This window comes from Pseudomonas sp. RtIB026, assembly GCF_016861355.2.
In the GTDB taxonomy this organism is placed as follows: Bacteria; Pseudomonadota; Gammaproteobacteria; order Pseudomonadales; family Pseudomonadaceae; genus Aquipseudomonas; species Aquipseudomonas peradeniyensis.
Map to the genome: position 1 here is coordinate 3400226 of NZ_AP023348.2, position 21368 is coordinate 3421593.

Here is a 21368-nt window from a genome sequence, read left to right on the forward strand (position 1 = left end):
ATGGCAGATGTACTAATGCATGACGGCGGTCACAGTCCTGTCACGATGAACGGTGGGTGCTCGTTGGCTGGGCAAACGTTTTCCCCGTGGGTGGACGGCTGGCAGCGAGGGTTGCTCTGCTATGTTTATCTGCAGCGCTTTTCGGACCAACGGTGCCGGCCGGCAGACAGGGAGACAGTCATGCGTTATTCCACGCTCACCCAACGTATTGCCGGCCATGCAGTCGCCGCCTGGGACATTCACTACCAGGCCCTGGAGCAACGCCGCCAGGGGCGCGAAATCTTCCTGCTGTCGGTGGGTGACCCCGATTTCGACACTCCGGCCCCGGTGGTCGAGGCCGCCGTGGCCAGCCTGCGCCGCGGCGACACCCATTACAGCGATGTGCGCGGCAGCCTCGCCCTGCGTGAGGCGGTGGTGCGCCATAGCCAACTGCCCCTCGATCCCGTGCAGGTGGTGGTGACCGCAGGGGCACAGTGCGGTCTGTTTGCGACCTTCCAGTGCCTGTTCGAACCCGGCGACGAGGTGATCGTCGCCGAACCCATGTACGTGACCTATCACGGCGTGTTCGGTGCCTGCGGTGCACGGGCCGTGCAGGTCGCGGTGCGGCCGGAACAGGGGTTTCGCCTGGATCCTGCGGCGGTGGCCAGGGCGATCACCCCGCGCACCCGGGGCCTGCTGCTCAACAGTCCGCACAATCCGACGGGCGCGATGATCGACCAGGCCGACCTGGAGCGCCTGGCGCAGTTATGCCGGGAGCATGATCTGTGGTTGATCTGCGACGATGTCTACCAGTCATTGCTGTACGACGGTGAGGCGCCCAGTCCGTTGAGCCTCCCGGGCATGGCCGAGCGCTGCGTGTCGATCGGCAGCCTGTCCAAGTCCCATGCCATGAGTGGCTGGCGGGTCGGCTGGGTGATCGGGCCGCCGCTGTTCGCCAGGCACCTCGGTACCCTGGTCATGAGCATGCTGTTCGGCCTGCCGGAGTTCGTCATGCATGCTGCCTGCGTGGCCCTGGATCAGGCAGGGGATGACGTGCGGCGGATGCGCGAGATCTACCGGCAGCGGCGTGACCGGGTATGCGCGGTGCTGGAGGGCTGTCCTGGCATTCATGCCCATCGGCCGGCCGGTGGCATGTTCGTGATGCTCGATATCCGCGGCAGCGGGCTCGGCGCCCAGGCGTTCGCCCAGCGCCTGCTGGACGAGGAGGGCGTGGCGTTGCTGCCGGGGGATGGTTTCGGACCGAGTGCGGCGGGGCACCTGCGCCTGGGGCTGGTGCTGGAAGCCGATGTGCTGGAGCAGGTGTGCCGGCGGATCGCCGCCTGCGCGCTGCGGGTGCTAGCCGAGCAGTCCGGCGGCGATGTTGATGGTGAAGCCGAGGATCGCCGTGTTGAACACGAAACCTACCAGTGAGTGGGCCAGCACCACCCGGCGCATGGCCCGGCAGGCGACGCCGATGTCCGAGGTCTGCACGGCGACGTTGATGGTGAACGAGAAGTAGTGGAAGTCCCAGTAGTCCGGGTTGCGCTCGCCGTCGGCAAAGCGCAGGGGCGGTTCATGGCGGTCGCCGGTGTAGAACAGCCGGGCGTAGTGCAGGCTGAAGATGCAGCCGATCAGCAGCCATGAGCCGGCCACGGTCAGCCCGGTGTATAAATAGTGCAGGGCCAGGGCGCCGCCGTCCAGGCCGCGGCTGGACACCAATTGCAGGGTGACGGCGGCCAGGCTGGCGATGGCTGAGACGCAAACGGTGATCAGCACCAGGCCGGCGTTTTCATCTTCGATACGGGCGACCTTGCGCACCCGCTCGGCATTGGCCCGCAGGCTCAGCCACAGGACCATGGCCAGGTACAACCAGACGCCGAGGTTCCAGCCGACGAGGATATGCTGCACGGTGTCGCCGGCGGGGATCAGCCAGCCGCCGAGCAGGCCGGCCAGGGTGGCGATACTGAGACGGGGGTGGGTGCGGGTGAGGTGGTGGAAGGCCATGCGGTCCCTTGGCGGATGGGCGTGGGTTGAACTGTAGACCAGATGCGCCCCTATCGCGGGGCAAGCCTGCGCGTTTTCAACCCAGGGCCTTTCAAGGTGTTCGACGTGAGAGTTGCAGCGCCTATGAGATCGAGCGCCGCCCGCGCGGCGCTCGGTCTCACCGCCGCTGCAAGGGTTGCGGCGGGCACCCTGGTGGCCCGAATGTCGTTCAGCCCGGCATGCCATCCACTCGCGCTCGCAGCAGGATCGGCAGGTAGTGCCAAAGGAACAGCAGCAGCGCGGCGCTGCCGAACAGCACCGACAACCCGAGCCCCAGCGGTGTGAACGGCACCACCACGACCCGGGCCAGCGCCGCCAGCTGGATCAGTGCGAACGCCCAACCGATGCTGCGCGGCACCGCCAGCGGCCGTCCGGTATGCCCCAGGCTGACCCGGGCCATCATCGCCACGATCAGTCCGGTCATGGCGCCGACCGTCAGGGCATGGGCGGCCAGGCTCGGATTGATCGCCAACCCGGCATGCCACAGCGTCAGGCCCAGGCAAGCCGGGATCAGCCAGGCGTAGGCCAGGTGCAGTGACCACAGCAGCGGCACCCGCCACAGGCCACGGTCATGCCACAGCGCCAGGCGCACGCCGTGCAGCGCCGCCAGTGCGGCGAACAGCGCGGCCATCAGTGGCTGCGGCGCATCGTTGAAGCCCAGTACGTAGGTGAGTGGCAGCGCCACGCTGCCCAGCAGGCAGGTACGGTCCAGCCAGGGGCGGGCCGGCGCCGGGCTCATGTTGCCCAGGCCGCGACGGGTGAAGAACGGGATCACCCGGCCGCCGATCACGCTCATCATCGCCGCCACCAGCCACAGCCCGGCCAGCACGCCGCGCCGTTGCCACACCTCGTTGCCCTGCAGGCCGCCGGCCAGGGTCAGCCACTGGCCGGCGGCGATCAGCAGCACCAGGACCACGATGGGGTAGTTGTTGCGCAGCCGTCGCTGGATGATCGGTCGTGCCAGGGCCAGCGCCACCAGGGGCAGGAAGGCGCCCTCGATCAGGACCAGCAGCCAGGCCGGCAAGGGCAGGAACCAACTGACCCGGCCCAGCAGCCAGAGCATGAACAGGCCCTGCAGCGGTCGGCCGCTCAGGCCCGGGATGCCGCTCCAGTTCTGTACGGCGGTGAGCAGGAAGCCGGCGACGATGGCCACCGCGAAGCCGAACAGCATCTCATGGCGGTGCCAGGCGAGCATGCCGCCCGCCGGGTTGAGTTCGAACGCGCCGGCCAGCACGCCGGCCCACAGCAGCAGGGCGAGCAGGGCGAACAGGCTGCCGCCGAGGAAGAACGGACGAAAACCCAGGGCCCAGAGGGCCCGGCGTGGGCGAGCGGTGATCGGCTGGACGAGCATGGCGAGGACCTTGGTTCGATCGGAGCGGTTGAATGGGGTACCATCACGAAGCATGCCAGCGTTCAAAGGCCTTGAATATCAAGGTGATGGCACTGCGCGAAGTCATTATGACTCTTTTTGTTTGTAGTCTTTTTGACCTTGATCAGGGTTGAAATGACTCGCTTTGCGCCGTCTTGCGCCCGCCGCGCATTCGGCTTTGCTACAGGATCCCCGCTGTGACCGATCTCCTGCGCAATCCGCTGCTGCAGTACCTTGCCCGCCTGGCCCCGTCCAGCCAGCTGACCATGCGCTACATCCTGCAGGATGCCGCCGACCGCCTGGGCTTCGCCGATGTCGATATCGCCGAGGTGCCCTGGCACCGACTCGAACCCGGCCATGTGATTGCCCTGGTCGCGGCGTTGCGCGCCGATGGCTATGCGCCCAATACCTCGTCGCTGTACGTCAATGCGGTGCGCGGGGTGATGAACGAGGCCTGGCGCCAGGGGCTGATCGACCATGAGCAGTTGCTGATGATCCGCGAGGTCAAGCCGGCCGGCGGCAGCCGCCTGCCGCCGGGGCGCAATCTGCGACGCAACCTGATCCGTGAGCTGATGGACGTGTGCGCCGCCGACCCGCGCCCCCAGGGCGTGCGCGACGCGGCGATCCTGGCGCTGCTCTACGGCACCGGCATGCGCAAGTCGGAGTCGGTGGACGTCGACCTGGACCAGGTGGACTTCCAGGAGCGCAGCGTGCAGGTGCTGGCCAAGGGTAACCGCCAGCTGGTCAAGTACGCCCCGGCCTGGGCCTTCGACAAGCTGCAGGCCTGGCTCGACCTGCGCCGCCAGCACCTGCCCGCCGGCGAGCGCGACGACAGCTTCCTGTTCAACCGCATCCGCCGCGGCAGCCATATCACCCGAGCGCGCATCACCAAGCACGCGATCTACTACATCGCCCGCCAGCGCGGAGCGCAGGTGGGGGCCAAGATCATGCCCCATGATTTTCGCCGGGCGTTCATCACCCGGGTGATCGAGGAGCACGATCTGTCGATCGCGCAGAAGCTCGCGCACCATGCCAACATCCAGACCACGGCGAGCTATGACCGGCGCGATGACAACGAGCGGCGGCGGGCGGTGGAGCGCTTCGACTACTGAGAGGGATCGAGGGCGTCAGGACACCTCGGCATAGCGCAACACCCGGCCACGCCCCTGTTGCTTGGCCGCATACAGCGCCCGGTCGCCCATCGACAGCAGCCGCGACAGCTCGCCTTGCGCGGCCGGCTGGCTGACGATGCCGATGCTCACGCCCAGCAGCCCCGGCTCCAGCAGCGCCAGCCCGGAAAACCCGGCGCAGATCCGCTGCGCCACCTGTTCGGCCTCGGCTTCGCTGGCGCCGCGCAGCAGGCAGGCGAACTCCTCACCACCGATGCGCGCAAACAGGTCGTCCCGGCGCAGGTGGCGGGCGGTTTCCCGGGCGAACGCCAGCAGTACCTCGTCCCCGACGGGGTGGCCGAAGCGGTCGTTGATCCGTTTGAAGTGGTCCAGGTCGCACAACAGCAACGCCACCGGTGCCTGGCCTGCCGCGCAGTCATGCAGCAACTGCGCGCCGCGCTCCATGAACGCCCGACGGTTGTCGATGCCGGTCAGCGGGTCGCTGTAGGCTGCGGCGCGGAGCAGGATCTCGGCGCGCTCGCGGACCATCGCCAGGGTCACATAAGAGATGCCGATGGCGAACAGCATCGACTCGAACAGGATGAAGGCGAAGAAGCCCGGGCTGGCGCCGCCGCTGTTGATGGCGTGGTCGAGGGCGACACCGTCCTCGAGCAGCGTGCGCATCAGGTAGAGCGCTGCATGCAGGGTGGTCAGGATCAACGCCGGGGTATAGGACACCTGCAGGCGCACCCGTGGCCGCAGCAACTCGCCGATGCTCAGGCAGGTGTAACCCAGGGTCAGCAGCGAATACACTTTCACCCGCAGGCCGAGATCGCCGTAAAAACCCGGCCACAGGCTGAACAGCCCCCAGAACACGGCACCGGCCAGCAGCAGCGGCCAGTGCGGCTTGCGCCCGCCGAGCACGCGCATGGCCGTCCAGCCCAGCCCGGTGCCGACCAGCAGGACGATGTTGCCCAGCACCAGGGCCAGGTAGTCCATGTCAATGCCACGCAGGGCATTCAGGCTGACCCCGAGGGCCGAGAGCAGCAGCATCGCGCCCAGGTAGCCCAAGCTCGGATCGCTGGCGCAACGCCGCCAGGCGTGCAGGGTCAGGATGCCCGTAAGGGTCAGGATGAAAACGGCGACCAGGATCAGGGTCGGCAGGCTAAGCGGCACGATACAAGGGCTCAAAGGGCAAACCGGCGATGCTAAGCCATGCGCATGGCCATTTGCTACCTTGCTCAGTGAATGCTCGACGCCAGCTCGAAGATCGGCATGTACATGAGGATCACGATCAGCCCGATCAGCAGGCCGATGAAGGTCATCAGCAAGGGCTCGAACAGCTTGACGAACCATTCGACCCAGCGGCCGATTTCCTGGTCGTGGAAGTCCGCGCAGCGCTCGAGCATCTCGCCCAGGTTGCCCGACTGCTCGCCGGCGCGCAGCAGCCGTAGCGAAACCGGCGTGACCAGTTGCCCGGCCTGTAGCGCATCGGACAGCGGCAGGCCCTCGGCGACCCGCCGGCTGGCCTGCTCCAGGCCTTCGGCCGCGCTGCTGCCCAGCAGTCCCCGGGCCATGCCCAGGGCGGTGAGGATGGGAATGCCGCCTTGCAGGAGAATCCCCAGCGAGCGATAGAAACGCGCCAGTTCGTACATCACCAGGCGCTGGTGCAGGGCCGGCACCCGCCGCAGCAAGCGGCCGGCGCCACGGCGCAGCGCCGGATGACGACGCAGGGCGACCAGCGCGCCGATGCCGATGAGCGTGCCCAGCCCCAGGGGCAGTTGCTGGGCATGCAGGAACAGGCCGATGCGCATCAGCACCCGCGACAGCCAGGGCAGTTCGGTGCCCATGCCCTCGAACACCAGGCTGAAGCGCGGCACCACATAGCCGAGCAGGAACAGCACCACGCCGCCGCCCACCAGCAACAGCAGCAGCGGGTAGACCGAGGCGCCGACCAGCTTCTGGCGCACCAGGTCCAGGCGCTGGCGATAACCGATATAGCGGTTCAGGGCGTCGCCCAGGGCGCCGGTGCGTTCACTGGACTGCACCAGGGCCACGTACAGGGCGGGGAACACCCGTGGCTGCTGGGCCAGGGCCTGGGACAGCGAGCGCCCCTCGTACAGCTGGCGCACCAGTTGCTCCAGGGTCTTGCGCATGGCGCCGCCCGGGGCTTTCTCGGCCAGGCTCTCGAGGGCGTCGATCAGCGGCAGGCCGGCGCCGAGCAGGGTGGCCAGTTCCTGGCTGAACAGCATCAGGTCGAACGCCGCCGGGCGCCGGCGCAGGGCCAGGCCCTGGCTGCGCACGCTGAGCACGCGCAGGCCCTGGTCCTCGGCCTGGCGCCGGGCCTGGTCGCTGTCCTCGGCTTCCACCTGCAATTGCACCACGCCCTGGCTGCCCAGGGCCTTGAGCTGATAGCGCATGGCCGGGCTCCTCACTGCCAACTGGTGATCTCGGCGTTTTCCCCGTCACCGCCGGGTTGGCCGTCCTTGCCCATCGACAGCAGGTCATACTCGCCGCCGTTCTCGCCGGGCTGCTTGTAGATGTAGGGGCGTCCCCAGGGGTCCTGGGGAACGGCTTTCTGCAGGTACGGCCCCGACCAGCGCGCCTCGCCGCCGGGTGCGACCACCAGGGCCTGCAGGCCCTGTTCGCTGCTGGGGTAGTGGCCGACTTCCAGGCGATAGAGGTCCAGGGCCTTGCCCAGGCCTTCGATCTGCGCCCGCGCCACCTTGGCCTCGGAGCGGCCCAGCTGGCTGAAATACTTGGGCGCGACGATGCCGGCCAGCAGGCCCAGCACCACCAGCACCACCAACAGTTCGAGCAGGGTGAAGCCGCGTTGGTTGTGGATGTTGCGCTGCATGGTGAAACCCTCCAGTGCGTTTGCCCCTGCCATGCAACAGCCGTGCACGTCTGCGTCGGGCCCTTGCGCCGTGCGTGATGGCGGGCGGCACGGCGCTTGCGTCATAGCTGAAAAGCCCGGATCGACGGGGCATATCCCCCACATCGGGGGCCACTCTTGATCTTGTGCGACGGGAGGCGACCGACATGCGTGGACTGATCCTGGGACTGGCGGTGGGGCTGATGGCGTTTGGCGCCCAGGCCGACATCTACATCTCCAGCGATGGCAAAGGCGGCTTCGTGCTGTCCAACGTGCATCGGCCAGGACGGCACTATGAGCGGGTGATCCAGGAGAACGGGGTGGCTGGCGGGCCGGTCAACGCCCAGCTGGTCACCGGGAGGCCCTATGCCGACCTGGTGGCGGCCGCGGCCCTGGCCAACGGTGTGTCGCCGGCGCTGCTGCATGCGCTGATCAAGGCCGAGTCTGGCTACAACCCCAAGGCCCGCTCGGCCAAAGGGGCGGCGGGGCTGATGCAGCTGATGCCGGACACGGCGAAGGAGATGGGCGTGGCGGATGTGCTGGACCCGGCGTCCAACGTGCAGGGTGGGGCGCGCTATCTCAAGCGCATGCTCAAGCTGTTCGACAACGACATCACGTTGGCGGTGGCGGCCTACAATGCCGGGCCCGATGCCGTGCTCAGCCGGGGGCGGGTGGTGCCGCCGTTTGCCGAGACGCGGCGGTATGTGCCGGCGGTGTTGCGTGAGTATCGGTTGTTGCGGGGGTTGGCTGAGGATGCGCCGCTTTGATCGGGGTGGGGTTTCTAGGTGTTCGCCGTGAGTTTTGCAGCGCCTATGAGATCGAGCGCCGCCCGTGCGGCGCTCGATCTCACAGGCGCTGCAAGGGTTACGACAAGCACCTGGCAGCCCTCACACGATCAATAGCTCCCCCAACACCCCATGCTTCCCCCAACTCTGGGCTATAACCTCTAGAGGTGCCCAGCCGCGGAGCCCGCCATGGACCTCGCCCCACGTCCCGACACGTTGCCGCCCGCCGACACCGGCCCGGCGCGCAAGCCGTTCAACATGTTGCGCTGGTACGCCTGGGTGAGCCTGGCCATCATCCTCTCGGTGGGTGTCGGCCTGGGCCTGATCTCCAGCCGCTTCATCATCGACGAGAGCGTCGAGCGCGACGCCTTGCTCACCGCGCAGTTCATCACCTCCATCGCCGATGCCGAAGTGCGCCATGTGTCGATCCCCAACGTGCGGACCATGGGCGAGCTACTCGATCCGCGCACCGACCACGCCCTTTCGGACGTCGATCCCGAGGCCCGGCGCCGGGCCCGGGGCGAGTTCCTCGACCATATCGCCCACCTGCCGGACATGCTCCTGGCCAACATCTACGCCCCCGACCGCACGGTGATCTGGTCGAGCAACCCGGCGCTGATCGGCAAGCTGATCGAGTCGGACGACGACCTCGACCGGGCGTTCGAGTACAAGATGCGGGTGTCGGCCAGCTACCACGACTTCGAGCAGGCGCGCAGCGAGCAGAAGTTCGTCACCCCGCCCGAGCAGCTGTTCATCGAGAACTACATCCCCCTGTTCGATGCCGACGGCGAACATGTCACGGCCATGGTCGAGATCTACAAGGAGCCCCACGACCTGATCGTGCGCATCGAGCACGGCCTGCTGCTGATCTGGCTGGCCATTGCCGTGGGCGTCGGCCTCGTCTATGTCGGCCTGTACGGCATCATGCGCCGCGCCGCCCGGTTGATGGCGGTGCAGCAGAAGCGGCTGATCGGCAACGAAACCTTCGTCGCCCTTGGCGAAGTGTCGTCGGCTGTGGCGCACAGCCTGCGCAACCCGCTGGCGAGCATCCGCTCCAGCGCCGAACTGGCCCAGGCGTTCGACGAAGGCCCGGCGCAGAAGAACATCAGCGACATCATCAACCAGGTCGATCGCATGTCGCAGTGGGTGCGCGAGCTGCTGCAGTCGCTGCGCCCGCTCGGCGACGAGGCTGTGCCGGTGGATGTGGCCCAGGCCCTGCGCGACAGCCTCCAGGCCCATGGCCAGGCGCTGCAACAGGGTGGTGTACGGTTGGTCCTGGCCGACCTGCCGACGGTCCGGGTGCTGGGCCAGCCGGCCTTGCTCGGGCAGATCTTCAACAGCCTGATCGCCAACGCCCTGGAATCGATGGAGGCGGGCGGAGAGTTGCGCGTGGAGGTGGTGCGCCACGACCGACGCACCCTCAGCCTGCGTCTATCGGATACCGGCAAGGGCATGAGCGAGCAGCAGCAGCGCATGGCCTTCCGGCCATTCTTCACCACCAAGCAGGGTGGCGTGGGGGTAGGGCTGATGCTGGTCAAGCGGATCATGGAGTGCTTTGGTGGTTCGGTGCGGTTGAGCAGTCGCGAGGGGATGGGGACACGGGTGCTGTTGAATTTTCGCGTCGCAGCAGTGTGATATATAACGGTAGAAATGTCTCTTAATTGATTGTTTTATAAGGAATTTATTGGATTTGGGTAGCAATTCCCCAAAAGTGGGGGGTTTTTCAACATTTAGCATTAACAAATTCATTTAAGTCTATGATTTATAATAAAAAATAGAATATTGAATGTGCTGGCTGAGTTTTTGCTAGACCTGATACAGGCCTGAGGCGGCATCGTCTGTCCGGGCTCAATGGAGTCACTTTGCTACCACCGGTAGCAAGGGCATGCCGATAGCCCTCATCGGCCCCAGGCGGGAGCGACGCGATGCAGACGCTCGAAAACGAAGCCCCAGACAAGCCCGGCGCCTCTGCCAGCGGGTTGGCCGCGCCGCTGCGCGAGTTCAACCTGCTGCGCTGGTTCTCGCTGGTCAGCCTGCTGATCATCGCCTCGGTCGCCGGCGGGCTGGGGTACGTCTCGACGCGTTTCGTGGTACGCGACAGCGTCGAGCGCGACGCCATGCTCACCGCCCAGTTCATCCAGGCCATGGCCCAGGCCGAGGTGCGTCACTCGCAACTGCCGCCGGGCATCACCATGGGCGAGTTGCTTGACCCGCGCCTGGACCAGCAACACCTGCAGTTCACCCCGCAGTTGGCGGAGTCGACCCGGGTCGAGTTTCTCGACCACGTCGAACACCTGCCCGACACCCTGCTGGCCAATGTCTACGCCCGCGACCGCCTGGTGGTCTGGTCGACCAACCCCAACCTGATCGGCAAGCGCATCGACGAGGACGACGACCTGGAGCATGCCTTCCACTCGCGCAAGGCGGTATCGGCCAGCTACCACAAGGCCGACGAGGACCGCGAGGAACAGAAGTTCCAGCGCGAGCCCCGGCACCTGTTCATCGAGAACTACATCCCGCTGTTCGACAGCCAGGGTGAACAGGTGCTGGCCATGGTCGAGATCTACAAGGAACCCCAGGACCTGGTGCGACGTATCCAGCGCGGCTATGTGCTGATCTGGGCCTCGACCCTGGTCGGCGGGGCGCTGATCTACTTCGGCCTGTTCTGGATCGTGCGCCGCGCCGCCAGCCTGCTGCACCACCAGCAGGACCGCCTGGTGGCCAGCGAGACCTACGTGGCCCTGGGCGAGATGTCCTCGGCGGTGGCCCACAGCCTGCGCAACCCGTTGGCCAACATCCGCTCCAGCGCCGAACTTGCGCAGGACATCGCCAGTCCGGCGGCGCAGAAGAACATTGGCGACATCATCACCCAGGTCGACCGTATGTCGCGCTGGGTCCGCGACCTGCTGGTGTCGCTGCGCCCGACCAGCGACGAAGCCGAGTCGGTGGACCTGGTGGCGGCCATCGAGGATGCGCGCCAGGCCTTCGCCCCGCAGATCGAGCGCAACGGCGTACGTTTCGCCTTCGACGGGCCGCCGGCGCAATGGGTGGCCAGCCAGCCGCTGCAACTGACGCAGATCCTCAACAGCCTGTTCGCCAACGCCCTGGAGGCCATGCCCCAGGGTGGCGAGCTGCGCGCCGAGGTGCGCCAGCTGGAGGGCCAGCAGGCCCAGCTGCAGCTCAGCGACACCGGCAAGGGCATGAGCGAGCAGCAGCGGCGCATGGTGTTCAAGCCGTTCTTCACCACCAAGCAGGGCGGGCTGGGTGTCGGCCTGGCCTTGGTCAAACGGATCATGGAACGCTTTGGCGGCGCGGTCGAACTGACCAGCCGCGAAGAGGAAGGAACCCGCGTCAGCCTGACTTTCAACATTGCAGCGGGAGGGGACCATGGAGCACAGCATCCTGGTGGTAGAGGATGATGAAATCCTTGCAGACAACATTCGCACCTACCTGGGCCTGAAAGGCTTCGAGGTCACGGTGTGCCACAGTGCGGAACTGGCGCTGGAGCAGATCAAGCGCGCCCAGCCGGACGCCGTGCTGACCGACAACTCGCTGCCCGGCATGAGCGGCCACGACCTGCTGCGCACGCTGGTGGCAAAGGCGCCGGAGCTCAAGGTGATCATGATGACCGGCTACGGCAACGTCGAGGACGCCGTGCTGGCGATGAAGGAGGGGGCGTTCCACTACCTGACCAAGCCGGTGGTGCTGGCCGAGCTCAAGCTGATGCTGGACAAGGCCCTGGCCGCCGAACGCATGGAGCGCACGCTGTCGTTCTACCAGGAGCGCGAGGCGCAGAAGTCCGGGTTGCAGGCGCTGATCGGCGAGTCGCCGGCCATGCTCGAGCTCAAGCACACCCTGCGCCAGCTGCTCGACGCCGAGCAGCGCATGGCCAGCGGCGACCTGCCGCCAGTACTGGTGGAGGGTGAGACCGGCACTGGCAAGGAGCTGGTGGCCCGCGCCCTGCATTTCGACGGCAGCCGGGCCAAGGGTCCGTTCATCGAGTTCAACTGCGCCTCGATTCCCGCCAACCTGCTGGAGGCCGAGCTGTTCGGCCATGAAAAGGGCGCCTTCACCGATGCCAAGGAACGTCGCGTGGGCCTGGTCGAGGCGGCCGACGGCGGCACTTTGTTCCTCGACGAGATCGGCGAGATGGACCTGGTGCTGCAGGCCAAGCTGCTCAAGCTGCTGGAGGACCGCACCATCCGCCGCATCGGCGCGGTCAAGGAGCGCAAGGTCGACCTGCGGGTAATCAGCGCCACCAACTGCAACCTCGAGCAGATGGTCCAGCAGGGCAAGTTCCGCCGCGACCTGTTCTTCCGCCTGCGCATCATCGCGCTCAAGGTACCGCGCCTGTACGCGCGCGGGCAGGATATCCTGCGCCTGGCCCGGCATTTCCTGGCCCACCACGGGCGGCGCTACGGCAAGCCCAACCTGCGTTTCTCGGCCGAGGCCGAGGCGCTGATGCTGGGTTACGGTTGGCCGGGCAATGTGCGCGAACTGCGCAACATGCTCGAGCAGACGGTGCTGCTGGCCCCCAGCGAGGTGATTGGCGCCCATCAGCTGAACCTGTGCCTGACCCTGGTCGACGAGCCGCCGGCGCAACCCGCGCAAGTACTGGCGTTCGAAGCGCCGCGCCACGAGCCTCCGGGCGCCGCCAGCCTGCCGGACATGGAGCGCGACATGGTCTGCCGCACGCTTGATCGCACCGACTGGAACGTCACCAAGTCGGCACGGCTGCTGGGGCTGTCGCGGGACATGCTGCGCTACAAGATCGAAAAACTCGGCCTGACCCGTCCAGACAAGCGCCAGTGGTGACCAGCCCTGCGCAATCCCTGTAGGAGCGGCCTTGTGCCGCGAAAGGGGTGCGAAGCGCCCCCAGGATTCGTGCATCAAGCCGATATCGCCGGGGCTGCCTTGCAGCCCTTTCGCGGCACAAGGTGAACTGGCCTAATGATTTTGGACACCTTCATCGGGCGCTATGATGGCGCCCAATTGGAGGCAAAATCAGTGCGTAAATCTTATTCAAGAGAATACAAAGTCCAAGCTGCCGAAATGGTGCTGGACGGTGGGCAGTCAGTTCCTGAGGTCTGTGCCGCCCTTGGGCTGGGCCCTACCGCGCTTCGCCGCTGGGTTGATCAGGTGCGTGAAGAGAGAGCCGGTAAGGTTCCGGCTGGAGCCAAAGCGATCACACCCGAGCAGCAACGAATTGAAGAACTCGAAGCGCTGGTTCGGCAAAAGGATCGGGATATCGAAATCCTAAAAAAGGCCAGTGCTCTCCTGCTTCGGGACTCCAAAGATCGTTCTCGCTGATCAACGAGCTGAGTGAGCAATACCCTGTTGTCGACTGCTGCCGCGTGCTTGGGGTTAAGCGCAGCAGTTTCTATGCGTGGCGTAAACGGCAAGGACGTGAAAACCCGGCAAGAGATGCGCTACGCCTGCTGGTAATCAAGCACTTCAACGCATCGCGAAGTGCTTCTGGCTCGCGAACCCTGGCGCAGGAATTGCGGCACGAAGGCCATGAAATAGGACGATACAAGGTGCGTGCGCTAATGCGTGAAGCTGGCCTGAAGTGCAAACAGCGCAGGCCGCACCGCTATCGGTCATCAGGGGCAGAAGCGTTGATCGCCGAGAATCAGCTGAAGCGCAATTTCAAGGTTTCGGCGATCAATGAGGTTTGGTGTGGCGATGTGACCTATATCCAGGTTGGCAGGCGCTGGCTGTACCTAGCCGCCGTGATTGACCTCTATGCCCGTCGCGTAGTGGGTTGGGCATTCTCGATGATTGCAGATGCCAACTTAGCTTGTAACGCCCTGCGCATGGCCGCTGAGTCGCGGGGTAGGCCGGCGGGCGTAATGTTTCATTCAGACCAGGGCTGTCAGTACACCAGCCATAAATTCAGAGCCGCGCTCGATGAGTACAACTTGAACCAGAGCATGAGCCATCGAGGCCAATGCTGGGATAACGCTGCCATGGAGCGATTCTTCGGAGCATTGAAATCAGAATGGGTGCCGGCAGAGGGTTACGAGACCGAAGCGCAGGCACGAGTGGATATCCAGGCTTATCTGATGCGCTACAACCTCAAGCGCCTCCACAGCTACAACGGCTATGAAACGCCAGTAGCCATGGAGGAAAAGCTCAAGGCAGCGGCATGAACCTTAACCGGTGTCCAAAATTACTTGACCAGTTCAAGGCCGCTCCTACGGGGACCGAGTAGCGTTGTGAGCTCAAGGTTTCCCGCTAGTCCCTGACCCACCACCGTCACGCCCCTGTGCCTGACCCTGGTCGACGAGCCACAGGCGCAACCGGCGCAGGTGCTGGCGTTCGAAGTGCCGCGCCACGAACCACAGGGCACCGCAAGCCTGCCGGACATGGAGCGCGACATGGTCTGCCGCACGCTTGATCGCACCGACTGGAGCGTCACCAAGTCGGCACGGCTGCTGGGGCTGTCGCGGGACATGCTGCGCTACAAGATCGAAAAGCTAGGCCTGACCCGTCCAGACAAGCGCCAGTGGTAACCAGCCCAGCGCGATCCCTGTAGGAGCGGCCTTGTGCCGCGAAAGGGGTGCGAAGCGCCCCCCGGATTCGTGCATCAAGCCGATATCGCCGGGGCTGCCTTGCAGCCCTTTCGCGGCACAAGGCCGCTCCTACAGGGACCGAGTAGCGTTGTGAGCTCAAGGTTTGCCGCCAGTTCCTGATCCACCACCGTCACGCCCCATCCCCTCCGATCCACTACCTCCCATCCCCGGCAGATCACGATCATCGTTCTGCTCGGCCGGCGGACTTTCCGGGTCATTGCCCTTGATCCGCGGATCGGTATCCCGCGGCATGGGCTTCTCGATCGGGTTGAGGGTGCTGTCGACCCCCGGCTGTGGCGCCGGATTGTGCGGGTCGTCTGGGTAGGTGGCGCCGGTACCGGCGGCGAAGGCCAGGGGCGAGGCGAGCAGGGCGGCCAGGAGGAAGGCGTGTTTCATGGGGCAGGCTCCTTTGCGACGGAGAAAGCGGCCCTGCCAGCGCAGGACCTCTGTCTCACTTGGGCCTGTGGCCCGTCAGCAAGGTGCCATGACGGCGACCAACGGTCACACCACCAGCGACAGCAGCATGATGAAGATGATGCCGACCACCGAGAGGATGGTCTCCATCATGCTCCAGGTCTTGAAGGTCTCGGCCACGGTCATGTTGAAGTACTGCTTGACCAGCCAGAACCCGGCGTCGTTGACGTGGGACAGGATCAACGAACCGGCGCCAGTGGCCAGCACCAGCAACTCCCGGTTGACCCCCGGCACCAGGTCGATCACCGGGGCGACGATGCCGGCGCCGGTGATGGTGGCCACGGTGGCGGAGCCGGTGGCGATGCGAATCACCGCCGCCACCAGCCAGGCCAGCAGGATCGGCGAGATCTCGGCCTGTACCGCCATCTGCCCGATCACGTTACCGACGCCGGTGTCCACCAGCATCTGCTTGAAGCCGCCGCCGGCGCCGACGATCAGCACGATGGCGGCGGTGGGCGCCAGGCTCTGGTCGAGCATCTTCATGATCTGCTGGCGGTTGAAGCCGCGGGCCGAGCCGAAGGTGTAGAAGGCCAGCAGCAGGGCGGCGAGCAGGGCGGTGATCGGATGGCCGATCAGGTCCATCCACTGGCGCACGATGTGCTCGGCCGGCAGTACCACGTCGGCGAAGGTTTTCAGCAGCATCAGCACCACCGGCAGCAGCACGGTGATCAGGGTCACGCTGAAACTCGGCAGGTTCTGCTGGTTCGACTCGCGGGCGATCTGGTCCATCAGCTCCTGGGACGGGTTGCCCGGGATGTAGCGCGAGATGAAGTTGCCGAACAGGGGGCCGGCGATCACCGCGGTCGGCAGGGCCACCAGCAGGCCGTAGAAGATGGTCTTGCCGATGTCGGCGTGGAAGATGCCGATCGCCAGCAGCGGCCCCGGGTGCGGCGGCACCAGGCCGTGCACCACCGAAAGGCCCGCCAGCAGCGGGATGCCGATCTTCACCAGCGACACGCCGGAGCGGCGGGCGACGATGAACACCAGCGGGATCAGCAGCACGAAGCCGATCTCGAAGAACAGCGGGATGCCCACCAGGAAGGCGGCGAACATCATCGCCCAGTGCACCTTCTGCTTGCCGAAGGCGCGGATCAGGGTCTGGGCGATCTGGTCGGCGCCGCCGGAGTCGGCCATCAGCTTGCCGAGCATGGTGCCCAGCGCCAGGACGATGCCGACGAAGCCGAGCACGCCGCCGAAGCCGTCCTGGAACGATTTCATCACCTTGGCCACCGGCATGCCGGAGGTCAGGCCGAGAAAGCCTGCGGCCAGGGTGAGGGCGACGAAGGGGTGGACTTTGAAATGGGTGATCAGCAGGATGAGCCCGACGATGGTGACCAGTGCGTCGAGCAACAGGAAGGTATCGGTAGCCAGTCCGAACATGGTTCGTGAACCTCGGTCTTTTCGTTGTTGTTTTGGTGTCGCGTGTCTTGCGTCATTGCGTCTTGAGAAGCATGGAGACAGCGCTGTCTTTGGTGAGCCGGAAAAACCGCCGGATCAGGCAGTCCGCGCCAGCGCCTGCTCACCGCAAGGCTTTAGCCATTGGTGCACGTCCTCGGCCAGGGTAATCAGCGGGCGGGTGGCATCCAGGGCCAGGGTCAGGGGCTCGGCGTGCGGCGGTTCCAGCGCGGCGAACTGGCTGTCGATCAGGCTGGCCGGCATGAAGTGGCCGGGGCGGGCCAGCACGCGCTTTTCCGCTTCCTGCGGGGTCAGTTCGAGGAACACGAAGCACAGTTCGGGCACGGCCTGGCGCAGGGTGTCGCGGTAGCGGCGCTTGAGGGCCGAGCAGGTCAGGATTGGGCGTTCGCCGGCGGCCAGGGTGTCTTGCAGCTCCTGGCCCAGACGCACCAGCCAGCCGGCGCGGTCGTCGTCGTCCAGGGGAATACCGGCACTCATCTTGGCGATGTTCGCGGCGGGGTGGAAGGCATCGCCTTCGATCAGGCGGCCGCCGCTGCGGGTGGCAATGGCGGCGCCGACGCTGCTTTTACCACAGCCGGCTACGCCCATGACCACGATCGCGGACAGGGAAGGGTTCATCTGTACCTCCTGCTGGGTGAGATAGCGCTGTCTCGGTCGGGACGAACCGAAGGTCTTGCGCCACCCTCCCGGGTGTTATTGATCTTGTCTTTGGCAGTATGGACGCTGAACGCATGCCTGCTACCAAGATTGCATTGCCTGCATTCAGAGACAGCGCTACCTTAGTGACCGTTCCCCATTCCTGCAAGCGGTAAAATTACAACACTCATGTCCCGCACTGGCTCGCGCACTACCGGTCGTCCCACCCTGGCGGAAGTCGCCAGGCTTTCCGGGGTTTCCCCCATCACCGCCTCCCGCGCCCTGCGCGGCGTCAGCACGGTCGCGCCGGAACTGGCGCAGAAGGTCATGGCCGCGGCGGCCAGCCTGGGTTATGTCGCCAACCCGGCGGCGCGCGCCCTGGCTTCGGCGCGCAGCCAGTCGGTGGTGGTGTTGATCCCGTCGCTGTCCAACCAGCTGTTCATCGATACCCTCGAGGCCATCCACGAGGTGATGCGCCCCCGTGGCCTGGAAGTGCTGATCGGCAACTATCACTACGATATCGCCGAGGAAGAGAACCTGATCCGCAACTACCTGGCCTACCAGCCGTGCGGCATGCTGCTTACCGGCTTCGAACGCAGCGACGCCTCGCGGCAGATGCTCGCCGCCAGCCGGGTGCCGTGCGTGCATATGATGGAGCTGGGTGGTGAGGCCGATGCCCTGTCGGTGGGCTTCTCCCAGCACGAGGCCGGGCGCGCCGCGGCGCGTCACCTGATCGAGCGGGGCCGGCGGCGCCTGGGCTTCATCGCCGCGCAGCTCGACCCGCGGGTGATGCAGCGCGCCGAGGGCTTCCGCCAGGCCCTGGCCGAGGCCGGACTGCAGGCGCCCGAGCTGGAAATGCTCGATCCGCAGCCGTCGTCCATCGGCCTGGGCGGCACGCTGTTCAGCCGCCTGCTGGCCAAGGCGCCGGACGTAGACGGGATCTTCTTCTGCAACGACGACCTGGCCCAGGGCGCGGTGCTGCAGGCGCTGCGCGAGGACGTCGAGGTGCCTCAGCGGGTGGCGATGGTCGGCTTCAACGACCTGCCGGCCTCGGCGCACATGGTCCCGCGCCTGACCTCGATCCGCACCCCGCGCGCGGCGGTCGGCCGCGGCGCGGCCCAGGCGCTGCTGGCGCTGCTCGACGGCAAGCGGGTGGCCACCGGGCAGCAGGACCTGGGGTTCGAGTTGATGGTGCGGGAGAGTTCTTAGGGCGGTAAACATTGGACCGCACTGTCGTATGGGAAATCGGTGATTTCCCATTTAATCGGTACCCACCTGATAATTTTGCCAGTTGCGTCCGTCCTCCTGACTGACAACGCTGCCAGTAGATATCAGGGGGACTGAGCCATGGTGGCAACAACCTATTTATTGCAGTTGGATAGCAAGGGTACAGTGACGTCCACACGCTCTAACTCAGGCAATGTAGACCTTGAATACTCCGTCTACGGTTTGAATTCAGCGTCCCTGCCTTGCGCGCCATTATCTAGGTTCAACGGTCAGTTATTCGAATTGCCTTGCGGTCACTACCTGCTGGGAAACGGCTACCGAGGATACAACCCGGTATTGATGCGCTTTAACTCTCCAGACAGTTACAGTCCGTTTGGGACCGGAGGATTGAACGGATTTGCATACTGTGCCGGCGACCCCGTCAATCGAACAGACCCGTCCGGGCACATGCATCGCGTCAAATCATCGGTTAAAGGTCTGATGGGCAAAGCAGAACCCAGGCCTGCCCTGACGGGTTATCGGAGTCTGTCGGGGGATCTCGACAATGTGTCCACGTTCTCTGCGGGAGTACTCGCAACCCCCACTGCTCCGGCTTTCGATGAATTAAGTCGGCGTGACTCCCTATCATCTCTTGCATCGGGTTATACGCCCAGTGCGCCACCAGTCTCTGAGATCGTCAGGCGTCATTCGAGTGCGTCACAGGAGTCGGAACATATACCTACTGCGCCACCGGTAGTTGAGTTTGTGCGACGTACCTCCGTGGAGTCGATCATTTCAAACAACATGCCATCAGCTCCGATGTTCGACGGCACGGGTGATCAGGCGCTGAAAGCGGGGGGCGTTGTGCGCCCACAAGCTCCAACAACCGCTATGCCTCCCTCCAGCGCTGCGGTTGGACAACAGGTAAGGGAGGCGAGTTGAGCATTTAATGAATCTGCCTGCACAAAACGGATAGCACTCTGCACAATCCGGATATCCCCGTCCCACCCAGGGACCTAACCTGACCCGGCCTGAACAATAACAACGGAGGCCCTGGCCATGTCCCTGGGATTCGACTATCTCAATGCCTTGCTCGAGGATGACCGGGAGAAGGGCGTCTATCGCTGCAAGCGGGAGATGTTCACCGACCCGCGCCTGTTCGACCTGGAGATGAAGCACATCTTCGAGGGCAACTGGATCTACCTGGCCCATGAAAGCCAGATTCCCGCCAACAACGACTTCCTCACCCTGACCATGGGGCGCCAGCCGATCTTCATCGCGCGCAACAAGGACGGCGAACTCAATGCCTTCCTCAACGCCTGCAGCCACCGCGGCGCCATGCTCTGCCGGCACAAGCGCGGCAACCGCTCCAGCTACACCTGCCCGTTCCACGGCTGGACCTTCAACAACAGCGGCAAGCTGCTCAAGGTCAAGGACCCGGGCAACGCCGGCTATCCCGACAGCTTCAACTGCGACGGCTCCCACGACCTGACCAAGGTCGCCCGTTTCGAGTCGTACCGGGGCTTCCTGTTCGGCAGCCTGAATGCCGAGGTCAAGCCTCTGGTCGAACACCTGGGCGAGTCGGCGAAGATCATCGACATGATCGTCGACCAGTCGCCCGAGGGTCTGGAAGTGCTGCGCGGCGCAAGCTCCTACATCTATGAAGGCAACTGGAAGCTCACCGCCGAGAACGGCGCCGACGGCTACCACGTCAGCTCCGTGCACTGGAACTACGCCGCCACCCAGAACCAGCGCAAGCAGCGCGAGGCGGGCGACGAGATCAAGACCATGAGCGCCGGCGCCTGGGCCAAGCAGGGCGGTGGCTTCTACTCCTTCGAGCACGGCCACCTGCTGCTCTGGACCCGCTGGGCCAACCCTGAGGATCGCCCGGCCTACGAGCGCCGCGAGCAACTGGCCGCCGACTTCGGCCAGGCCCGCGCCGACTGGATGATCGAGAACTCGCGCAACCTGTGCCTGTACCCGAACGTCTATCTGATGGACCAGTTCAGCTCGCAGATCCGCGTGGCCCGGCCGATCTCGGTGAACAAGACCGAGATCACCATCTACTGCATCGCGCCTAAGGGTGAAAGCGCCGAGGCCCGCGCCCGGCGCATCCGCCAATACGAGGACTTCTTCAACGTCAGCGGCATGGCCACCCCGGACGATCTGGAAGAGTTCCGCTCCTGCCAGACCGGCTACGGCGCAGGTGCCGGCTGGAACGACATGTCCCGGGGCGCAAGGCACTGGATCGAAGGCGCCGACGCGGCGGCCAGCGAGATCGCGCTCAAGCCGTTGCTGTCGGGCGTGCGCACCGAAGACGAAGGCCTGTTCGTGCTGCAGCACAAGTACTGGCAGGACACCATGGTCCAGGCCCTGAAGGACGAACAACAGCTGATCCCTGTGGAGGCCGTGCAATGAGCCTGCATGACACCGTGCGCGATTTCCTCTACCGCGAGGCGCGCTACCTGGACGACGCCCAGTGGGACCAATGGCTGGAGCTGTACGCCTGCGACGCGACCTTCTGGATGCCCTCCTGGGATGACGACGACACCCTGACCGAGGACCCGCAAAGCGAGATCTCGCTGATCTGGTACGGCAACCGTGGCGGCCTCGAGGACCGGGTGTTCCGCATCAAGACCGAGCGCTCCAGCGCCACGGTCCCGGATACCCGCACCTCGCACAATCTCAGCAACATCGAGATCGTCGCGGCGGACGAGGGCAGCTGCCAGGTGCGTTTCAACTGGCACACCCTGAGCTTTCGCTACAAGACCACCGACAGTTACTTCGGCACCAGCTTCTACACCCTCGACCTGCGCGGCGAACAGCCGCTGATCAAGGCCAAGAAGGTGGTCTTGAAGAACGACTACGTGCGTCAGGTCATCGACATCTACCACATCTGAT

At 65.2% G+C, this 21368-nt stretch carries 20 protein-coding genes and 1 pseudogene; 13 read left to right on the forward strand and 8 right to left on the reverse strand.

What is annotated here, in order from left to right; all coding sequences use genetic code 11:
• The first annotated feature begins 180 nt into the window (after positions 1 to 180).
• On the forward strand, positions 181 to 1410 hold the full coding sequence (locus tag PRtIB026_RS15115; RefSeq protein WP_203646768.1) for a pyridoxal phosphate-dependent aminotransferase: 1230 nt from the start codon (positions 181 to 183) through the stop codon (positions 1408 to 1410).
• On the opposite strand, the gene PRtIB026_RS15120 is transcribed toward PRtIB026_RS15115, so the two are convergent.
• Positions 1336 to 1983, reverse strand: coding sequence for a DUF1345 domain-containing protein (locus tag PRtIB026_RS15120; protein ID WP_203646766.1), 648 nt, complete (start codon positions 1981 to 1983; stop codon positions 1336 to 1338). The genes PRtIB026_RS15115 and PRtIB026_RS15120 overlap by 75 nt on opposite strands.
• 208 nt (positions 1984 to 2191) lie before the next feature.
• Positions 2192 to 3373: an NnrS family protein gene (locus PRtIB026_RS15125; protein ID WP_203646764.1), complete on the reverse strand. Its 1182-nt coding sequence runs from the start codon at positions 3371 to 3373 to the stop codon at positions 2192 to 2194.
• 215 nt (positions 3374 to 3588) lie between these two features.
• Between PRtIB026_RS15125 and PRtIB026_RS15130 the strand changes: the two genes are divergently transcribed.
• Entirely contained in the window at positions 3589 to 4503 is a 915-nt protein-coding gene (locus PRtIB026_RS15130) for a site-specific integrase (protein ID WP_203646763.1), read from the forward strand.
• Positions 4504 to 4518: 15 nt separating this feature from the next.
• On the opposite strand, the gene PRtIB026_RS15135 is transcribed toward PRtIB026_RS15130, so the two are convergent.
• The 3 genes from PRtIB026_RS15135 to gspG all read right to left on the reverse strand — a co-directional run bounded on the left by PRtIB026_RS15135 (position 4519) and on the right by gspG (position 7357).
• Entirely contained in the window at positions 4519 to 5676 is a 1158-nt protein-coding gene (locus PRtIB026_RS15135) for a sensor domain-containing diguanylate cyclase (RefSeq protein ID WP_203646762.1), read from the reverse strand.
• Between the two features lie 65 nt (positions 5677 to 5741).
• Entirely contained in the window at positions 5742 to 6920 is a 1179-nt protein-coding gene (locus PRtIB026_RS15140) for a type II secretion system F family protein (protein WP_203646761.1), read from the reverse strand.
• 11 nt (positions 6921 to 6931) lie between these two features.
• Positions 6932 to 7357 (reverse strand): type II secretion system major pseudopilin GspG, encoded by a 426-nt coding sequence (gene gspG / locus PRtIB026_RS15145; RefSeq protein WP_203646760.1) that lies wholly within the window; start codon positions 7355 to 7357, stop codon positions 6932 to 6934.
• 185 nt (positions 7358 to 7542) lie between these two features.
• On the opposite strand from gspG, the gene PRtIB026_RS15150 reads away from it, so the two are divergent.
• From PRtIB026_RS15150 to PRtIB026_RS15180, 7 genes and pseudogenes are all read left to right on the forward strand, one after another.
• Entirely contained in the window at positions 7543 to 8142 is a 600-nt protein-coding gene (locus PRtIB026_RS15150) for a lytic transglycosylase domain-containing protein (protein ID WP_203646759.1), read from the forward strand.
• Positions 8143 to 8349: 207 nt separating this feature from the next.
• Positions 8350 to 9795, forward strand: coding sequence for an ATP-binding protein (locus tag PRtIB026_RS15155; RefSeq protein WP_203646758.1), 1446 nt, complete (start codon positions 8350 to 8352; stop codon positions 9793 to 9795).
• A 290-nt stretch (positions 9796 to 10085) separates the two neighbouring features.
• The gene (locus PRtIB026_RS15160) at positions 10086 to 11579 is read left to right on the forward strand and encodes a sensor histidine kinase (protein WP_203646756.1); all 1494 of its coding nucleotides are present in this window, start codon (positions 10086 to 10088) and stop codon (positions 11577 to 11579) included.
• A complete protein-coding gene (locus tag PRtIB026_RS15165) occupies positions 11548 to 12975 on the forward strand; it encodes a sigma-54-dependent transcriptional regulator (RefSeq protein WP_203646755.1) in 1428 nt (475 codons plus the stop codon). Before PRtIB026_RS15160 ends, PRtIB026_RS15165 begins: the two co-directional genes overlap by 32 nt.
• A gap of 135 nt (positions 12976 to 13110) precedes the next feature.
• Positions 13111 to 13470 carry a transposase gene (locus tag PRtIB026_RS15170; RefSeq protein WP_075043813.1) on the forward strand — a complete coding sequence of 120 codons (360 nt, stop codon included), beginning with the start codon at positions 13111 to 13113 and terminating at the stop codon, positions 13468 to 13470.
• Between the two features lie 8 nt (positions 13471 to 13478).
• Positions 13479 to 14312 (forward strand): IS3 family transposase, encoded by an 834-nt coding sequence (locus PRtIB026_RS15175; RefSeq protein ID WP_232857812.1) that lies wholly within the window; start codon positions 13479 to 13481, stop codon positions 14310 to 14312.
• A gap of 114 nt (positions 14313 to 14426) precedes the next feature.
• Positions 14427 to 14675: pseudogene (locus PRtIB026_RS15180) on the forward strand (helix-turn-helix domain-containing protein); the annotation flags it as partial.
• 156 nt (positions 14676 to 14831) lie between these two features.
• On the opposite strand, the gene PRtIB026_RS15185 reads toward PRtIB026_RS15180, so the two are convergent.
• The 3 genes from PRtIB026_RS15185 to PRtIB026_RS15195 form a co-directional block, all read right to left on the reverse strand.
• A complete protein-coding gene (locus tag PRtIB026_RS15185) occupies positions 14832 to 15131 on the reverse strand; it encodes a hypothetical protein (protein WP_203646754.1) in 300 nt (99 codons plus the stop codon).
• 105 nt (positions 15132 to 15236) lie between these two features.
• Positions 15237 to 16589, reverse strand: coding sequence for a GntP family permease (locus tag PRtIB026_RS15190; protein ID WP_203646753.1), 1353 nt, complete (start codon positions 16587 to 16589; stop codon positions 15237 to 15239).
• A gap of 114 nt (positions 16590 to 16703) precedes the next feature.
• Positions 16704 to 17243 carry a gluconokinase gene (locus PRtIB026_RS15195; RefSeq protein WP_186735161.1) on the reverse strand — a complete coding sequence of 180 codons (540 nt, stop codon included), beginning with the start codon at positions 17241 to 17243 and terminating at the stop codon, positions 16704 to 16706.
• Between the two features lie 207 nt (positions 17244 to 17450).
• On the opposite strand from PRtIB026_RS15195, the gene PRtIB026_RS15200 reads away from it, so the two are divergent.
• The 4 genes from PRtIB026_RS15200 to benB all read left to right on the forward strand — a co-directional run bounded on the left by PRtIB026_RS15200 (position 17451) and on the right by benB (position 21367).
• On the forward strand, positions 17451 to 18470 hold the full coding sequence (locus PRtIB026_RS15200; RefSeq protein WP_203646752.1) for a LacI family DNA-binding transcriptional regulator: 1020 nt from the start codon (positions 17451 to 17453) through the stop codon (positions 18468 to 18470).
• A gap of 138 nt (positions 18471 to 18608) precedes the next feature.
• Complete coding sequence (locus PRtIB026_RS26675) at positions 18609 to 19409, forward strand: RHS repeat-associated core domain-containing protein (protein WP_420713580.1); 801 nt, start codon at positions 18609 to 18611, stop codon at positions 19407 to 19409.
• A 117-nt stretch (positions 19410 to 19526) separates the two neighbouring features.
• Positions 19527 to 20885, forward strand: a complete 1359-nt coding sequence (gene benA, locus PRtIB026_RS15210) for a benzoate 1,2-dioxygenase large subunit (protein WP_203646751.1) — start codon at positions 19527 to 19529, stop codon at positions 20883 to 20885.
• The gene (benB, locus tag PRtIB026_RS15215) at positions 20882 to 21367 is read left to right on the forward strand and encodes a benzoate 1,2-dioxygenase small subunit (protein ID WP_186714351.1); all 486 of its coding nucleotides are present in this window, start codon (positions 20882 to 20884) and stop codon (positions 21365 to 21367) included. The genes benA and benB overlap by 4 nt, the downstream gene beginning before the upstream one ends.
• Position 21368: the final 1 nt, after the last annotated feature.

Bases quoted from the DNA above. Each gene is read 5' to 3' on its own strand.
- PRtIB026_RS15115 (WP_203646768.1), top strand. From the start codon at position 181: ATGCGTTATTCCACGCTCACCCAACGTATTGCCGGCCATGCAGTCGCC.
- PRtIB026_RS15120 (WP_203646766.1), bottom strand. From the start codon at position 1,983: ATGGCCTTCCACCACCTCACCCGCACCCACCCCCGTCTCAGTATCGCC.
- PRtIB026_RS15125 (WP_203646764.1), bottom strand. From the start codon at position 3,373: ATGCTCGTCCAGCCGATCACCGCTCGCCCACGCCGGGCCCTCTGGGCC.
- PRtIB026_RS15140 (WP_203646761.1), bottom strand. From the start codon at position 6,920: ATGCGCTATCAGCTCAAGGCCCTGGGCAGCCAGGGCGTGGTGCAATTG.
- gspG (WP_203646760.1), bottom strand. From the start codon at position 7,357: ATGCAGCGCAACATCCACAACCAACGCGGCTTCACCCTGCTCGAACTG.
- PRtIB026_RS15150 (WP_203646759.1), top strand. From the start codon at position 7,543: ATGCGTGGACTGATCCTGGGACTGGCGGTGGGGCTGATGGCGTTTGGC.
- PRtIB026_RS15155 (WP_203646758.1), top strand. From the start codon at position 8,350: ATGGACCTCGCCCCACGTCCCGACACGTTGCCGCCCGCCGACACCGGC.
- PRtIB026_RS15160 (WP_203646756.1), top strand. From the start codon at position 10,086: ATGCAGACGCTCGAAAACGAAGCCCCAGACAAGCCCGGCGCCTCTGCC.
- PRtIB026_RS15165 (WP_203646755.1), top strand. From the start codon at position 11,548: ATGGAGCACAGCATCCTGGTGGTAGAGGATGATGAAATCCTTGCAGAC.
- PRtIB026_RS15170 (WP_075043813.1), top strand. From the start codon at position 13,111: ATGATTTTGGACACCTTCATCGGGCGCTATGATGGCGCCCAATTGGAG.
- PRtIB026_RS15185 (WP_203646754.1), bottom strand. From the start codon at position 15,131: ATGAAACACGCCTTCCTCCTGGCCGCCCTGCTCGCCTCGCCCCTGGCC.
- PRtIB026_RS15190 (WP_203646753.1), bottom strand. From the start codon at position 16,589: ATGTTCGGACTGGCTACCGATACCTTCCTGTTGCTCGACGCACTGGTC.
- PRtIB026_RS15195 (WP_186735161.1), bottom strand. From the start codon at position 17,243: ATGAACCCTTCCCTGTCCGCGATCGTGGTCATGGGCGTAGCCGGCTGT.
- PRtIB026_RS15200 (WP_203646752.1), top strand. From the start codon at position 17,451: ATGTCCCGCACTGGCTCGCGCACTACCGGTCGTCCCACCCTGGCGGAA.
- PRtIB026_RS26675 (WP_420713580.1), top strand. From the start codon at position 18,609: ATGGTGGCAACAACCTATTTATTGCAGTTGGATAGCAAGGGTACAGTG.
- benA (WP_203646751.1), top strand. From the start codon at position 19,527: ATGTCCCTGGGATTCGACTATCTCAATGCCTTGCTCGAGGATGACCGG.
- benB (WP_186714351.1), top strand. From the start codon at position 20,882: ATGAGCCTGCATGACACCGTGCGCGATTTCCTCTACCGCGAGGCGCGC.